Below are 4,870 nucleotides of genomic sequence, written 5' to 3'. Positions count from 1 at the left end.
CGCGCCCTCGACACAGCCGCCGGAGATGCTGCCGACCGCGTTGCCGTCCTCGTCCACCGCGACCGACGTACCGACCGGCAGGGGCGCGCTGCCGGTGACATCGACCACGGTGGCCAGGGCGAAGGGGCGGGCCGCGCGGCACCAGCGGTGCAGTGTGTCCGCGATGTTCAGCATGAGTCCTTCTCCGTGGTTCGCCGTGAGGAAGGGAGGGCGGGTTGCCGCCACGCATGGACGCTGAGCGCATACGCGGGGCGACCCTGGTAGGTCCGGCGGTCGGACGGGGACCGACGACCGGAAAGGCCGGTGGCGTTGAAGACCGCGTTGGCGAACGGGGCCTGCGCCGTGCAGAACACCCGGTCAAGCCCCGGATGCGCATTTCCGGGGAGGCTGAATTTCCAGTGATCCCGGTCGACTCGTCCTGCGCCGACAACGAGCCTCCGTCGCCTGGGTGGTGCGACGTCGGTCGCACCACCCAAGCACTCCTGCCCGGAGTGATCCTGACGAGTTGACGGCCTACATCACGTGCTCGATCCGGATGGGCAGCCGGTTCTGTCGCTGTCCGGTGGCGTGGAAGACCGCGTTCGCGACAGCGGCTGCCACGCCGACCACCGTGACCTCGCCGAGGCCCTTCACCCCGACGTCGTTGAGGAGCAGGTCGGGCTCGTCGATGAAGTCGACGTCGATCTCCTGTATGTCAGCGTTGACCGCGGCTGGGTACTCCTCCAGCGTTGTGTTGAGGAATCCGCCGAAGCGCGGGTCGACCTCGCTCGACTCGCGGAGCGCCTGGCTGATGCCCCAGATCACGCCCCCGCGGACCTGACTGGCCGCGGTGACCGGGCTGGCGACCCGACCGCAGTCGGCCACGCAGAGCGCCCTGGGCACACTGATGCGCCGTGTCGTGGCCTCGACCCGCACTTCGACGAAGTGAGCGACCCAGCTGAAGGCCGTGAAGTCCGGGAAGACCGGGCCCGCAGGGGCGCTCAGGCCGGCCCGTGAACGGTCGAGCATCTCGGGGGGCTGGCCCTGTCCCAAAGAGGTCACCTCCACCTCCGGCGATCCGTGTCCGGTGGCTCGAACCGCGGCTGCCACATCCACTGTCCCGGTGTCGCCCGTGCCGAGCTGCCCCCGCAGCTCGCGGAGTGCCTTGTGCACCGCGGGCAACGCGGTCGCGGTGCCCCACGAACCGGCGGTGAGATGCTGCGGCGCGAAGCGCGTGTCACCGACCCGTACGACGACGTCCTGCACGGGAACACCGAGGTCCTCCGCGACCAGGAGGGCGATGGCCGAGCGGATGCCCTGCCCCATCTCGTGGCCGTCGACGCCGACGGTCACCCGGCCATCGGCTGCCGCGGATATACGGGCCACGGCCGGAGCGACCATGACCGGGTAGGCGCCGGCAGCGACGCCCAGGCCCACGAACGATCCGTCAGCGGCACGCATCGACCCCGGCCGCGGATCGCGTTTCTCCCATCCGAACCGCTCCGCACCCCGCTTCAGACACTGCGCCAGGTGGCGGGAGGAGAAAGGCAGACCGGTGACCGGGTCCGTGGCGGTGTCGTTGGCCAGCCGCAGCTCGACCGGGTCTTGGCCGGTGGCGTAGGCCAGTGCGTCGATGGCCGACTCGAACGCGAAGCCGGCCGGGCCCTCGTGCGGAGCCCTCATGTATCCCGGCGTCTGGACGTCGGTCTGAACCAGGCGCTGACGTCCCCCGAAGTTGGGTACGTCGTACAGTCTCGACGTCATCTCCGTGAACATGGCGGGGAACAGGTCGTGGCGGGACGTCTGGTGCTCCGTGTCGTGGAGGGCGGCCAGGAGCCGTCCCGACGGGTCGGCGCCGAGCCGGATGCGATGACGACTGACCGGCCGGAAGCTGCCGGTGTGGAACGTCTGCGGGCGCGGAATGACCAGCTTGACCGGACGCATCAGCCGGCGTGCGGCGAGCGCCAGTGGCCCGATGTGCGGCTGCAGTGCGTTCCGGGATCCGAAGCCGCCTCCGATGTAGGGCGAGATGACGTCGACGTCGGTGGGATCGAGGTTCAGTTGCGTGGCGACTCCGTGGCGGAGTGCGCCGGCGTTCTGGGTGCTCTCGTGCACTACGAGCCTGTCGCCCTGCCATTCCACGACTGAGCTGATCAGTTCTATCGGGACCTGGTGCTGGGCCGGGTGCAGGTAGGTCTCGTCGATCTGCACCGGGCTCGCCGCGTACGCGGTCTCGGCGTCGCCCACCTTGACGTCGGCGAACCAGGGCAGCGGGATGGCTTCTTCCTGGAGGACGGAGGTGGCGCCTTCGTCGTCGATTCCGACGACGAACGGCTCGGTCTCGTAGCGTGCCCGGACGAGTTCCGCCGCCTCGGTGGCGGCGACCAGGGTGTCGGCGACGATCAACGCGATCGGCTGTCCTCGGTAGGCGACGACATCGCTGAGCAGCGGCTGCAGGCTCTGGAAGGCGAAGCCTCCGCCCATCAGGAACCCGGGGCCGCGCAGTTCGTCCTCGTTGAACCGGGTCAGGACCAGACGGACACCGGGGACCGCCTTGGCCGCGGCGGTGTCGATGGCCACGGTGCGGCCCTTGCCGATCGTGGCCGAGGCGAACATGGCATACGCCAGGTCGTCCGGGACACGGTCGGCGCCGTAGCGTGCGGTGCCGGTGACCTTTTCGTGGGCGTCGACGCGGCGCAGGTCTGGGTTCTTCATCGGGCGGCTCGCTTCCCGGCGGTGAGCAGTGCGTCGGTAACGGTGCGGATGCCCAGTTCGACTCGGAACGCGCCGGTGCGAGGAGGGCGGGCGTCGGCGAAGGCGACTTCCCCCGCGTGGCGGGCGGTTTCCATGGTGAGTTGCTCGCCGACCAGTGAGCGTTCCGCTGCCGTCGCTCGCCAGGGGCGCGTGGCGACCCCTCCCAAACCGATCCGGCAGTCCGTGACCGTTCCCTGTGCGTCCAGCGTCACGGCGGTGGCGGCCGAGGTGAGGGCGAAGGCGTAGGACTCCCGGTCACGGATCTTGTGGTAAGTGGAGCCGCGACCGGCGGGTGTCGCGGGAACGCGGATCCGCAGGATCAACTCATCGGGAGCCAGGGTGTGTTCGAGCAGGGGGTTGTCTCCCGGTTCGACGTGCAGTTCGCCGAGCGGTAGCGTCCGCTCGCCTGCTGGGCCGACCACGTCGAGTTCGGCGTCGAACGCGATCAGGGCTACGGCCCAGTCGCCCGGGTAGGTGGCGATGCAGGTGTCGCTGGTGCCCAGCAGTGCGTGGGTGCGGTCGAGTCCCTCGAGAGCCGCACAGCCGCTGCCGGGAGTCCTCTTGTTGCAGGGGAACTCCGCTCCGCCGCGGAAGTAGCCGCATCGCGTGCGTTGCAGCAGGTTCCCGCCGACCGTCGCCATGTTGCGCAGTTGCTGGGACGCCGCCCGCCACAAGGATTCCGACAGCGCCGGATAGTCGCGGCGTACGACCGGATGGTCGGCGACCTCGGCCATTTTCGCTCCAGCACCGAACGACAGTGCGTCCTTACCCGTGCTGATCTCGGTCAGCTCGGCGAGACGGTGAATGTCGATGACGGCCGGCGGAGCCTCGATGCCGAGCTTCATCAGGTCGTACAGGGTCGTGCCACCGGCCAGGAGCTTGGTGCCCGGCGCGGCGGCGGCCAGGGCATCGACGGCCCCGGCGACGCTGTCGGGCACTACATAGGAGAATGAGCGCACCGTCTACACCTCGGTCTGCTTGGTCTGGTCGGCCACCCGGCGGATGGCGGCGGTGATGCCGATATACGCGCCGCATCGGCACAGGTTGCCGCTCATGTACTCACGGATGTCGCCGTCGGTCTCGGTGTGGCCTTCGGCCAGGCAGGCCAGGCCGGACATCACCTGCCCAGGTGTGCAGTAGCCGCACTGCAGGGCGTCGCAGTCGACGAACGCCTGCTGCAACGGATGCAGCGTGCCGTCGGGGGCCGCGACGCCCTCGATGGTCATCACGTCCTGTCCCGCGACCTGGACCGCCGGAGTCAGACAGGACACGACGCGACGGCCGTCGATGTGGACCGTGCAGGCGCCGCACTGCCCCTGATCGCACCCCTTCTTGGTTCCGGTCAGCACGAGACGCTCGCGCAGCACGTCGAGCAAAGACTCGCGAGGATCCAGAGCGAGGCACACCTTCTCGCCGTTGACGGTGAAGGCCGTCTCGACAAGGCCAGTCGGCGGCCGGGTGGTCGTCGATGTCTTCATCATGGCTTCCCAATCCTTTGTGACAGGGCCCCGACGAGGGGGGAGCAGGGGAGACTGGGGTCTCGCTCCTTCGTTGCGGCGGGCCGGTGAGCGCCTGCGGCCTCGAACCGTAGGGGCGCCCGCACAGGGGCGGGAGAGGAAGGTTTATCCATGGATCGGCGGTCCCTGCCTGATGGAGTGGTCCCACCCAGCGGATCCGGTGTCGCTTCGGCGTCGCGGCATCCGAGGCCGGCCCTGGACGCGCCCACACTGGCTTCCCCCTCTGACACAGGGAAAAGAACGGTTGTGAACTGCTCCCGGGATTCTGGGTTTTACTGATTGATACTGAGTCGTAGCGTTACGGCGAGTTGATGAATCTCACGGGGTGGGCGCGTTCGCAGGGGATCCATCCGCAGACCGCTTGTCGCTGGTTCCGGGAGGGGAGGTTGCCGGTTCCCGCCCGGCGGATCAATCAGCGCACCGTCCTGATCGAGCAGTCGAAGCCGGAGTCTGTGCCGGAGGGTGGGGCCGGGCTTTACGCGCGGGTCTCGTCTCGTGATCAGCGGCAGGATCTGGATCGCCAGGTGGCGCGGCTCTCGGTCTGGGCTGCGGGGCAGGGGCTGCGGGTGGTGCGGGTGGAGGCCGAGGCCGGCTCGGGCATGAACGGCCACCGGGGCCAC

Annotated in this window: 5 protein-coding genes; 1 reads left to right on the top strand and 4 read right to left on the bottom strand. The window is 69.2% G+C overall.

All coding sequences use genetic code 11. The annotated features are described in order from the left end of the window. The 4 genes from OP79_RS53440 to OP79_RS48335 all read right to left on the bottom strand — a co-directional run. Positions 1–174, bottom strand: a 174-nt coding sequence (locus tag OP79_RS53440) for an XdhC family protein (protein ID WP_169786275.1), incomplete at its 3' end; no start/stop codon positions are given. Between the two features lie 339 nt (positions 175–513). After that, a complete protein-coding gene (locus OP79_RS48345; protein ID WP_033329602.1) occupies positions 514–2,694 on the bottom strand; it encodes a xanthine dehydrogenase family protein molybdopterin-binding subunit in 2,181 nt (726 codons plus the stop codon). Further along, a complete protein-coding gene (locus tag OP79_RS48340) occupies positions 2,691–3,692 on the bottom strand; it encodes an FAD binding domain-containing protein (RefSeq protein ID WP_033329601.1) in 1,002 nt (333 codons plus the stop codon). The genes OP79_RS48345 and OP79_RS48340 overlap by 4 nt, the downstream gene beginning before the upstream one ends. Positions 3,693–3,695: 3 nt before the next feature. Further along, a complete protein-coding gene (locus OP79_RS48335) occupies positions 3,696–4,214 on the bottom strand; it encodes a (2Fe-2S)-binding protein (RefSeq protein ID WP_211271023.1) in 519 nt (172 codons plus the stop codon). 422 nt (positions 4,215–4,636) lie between these two features. Here OP79_RS48335 and OP79_RS48330 point away from each other — a divergent pair. Beyond that, positions 4,637–4,870, top strand: a 234-nt coding sequence (locus OP79_RS48330) for a recombinase family protein (RefSeq protein WP_169786274.1), incomplete at its 3' end; no start/stop codon positions are given.

Source organism: Streptomyces yerevanensis (genome assembly GCF_000716805.1).
Taxonomy (GTDB): domain Bacteria; phylum Actinomycetota; class Actinomycetes; order Streptomycetales; family Streptomycetaceae; genus Streptomyces; species Streptomyces flaveus.
This window is presented reverse-complemented; position numbering and strand designations above follow the sequence as displayed.

Coding starts and splice junctions, on each gene's coding strand:
- OP79_RS48345 (WP_033329602.1), bottom strand. CDS start 2,694: ATGAAGAACCCAGACCTGCGCCGCGTCGACGCCCACGAAAAGGTCACC.
- OP79_RS48335 (WP_211271023.1), bottom strand. CDS start 4,214: ATGATGAAGACATCGACGACCACCCGGCCGCCGACTGGCCTTGTCGAG.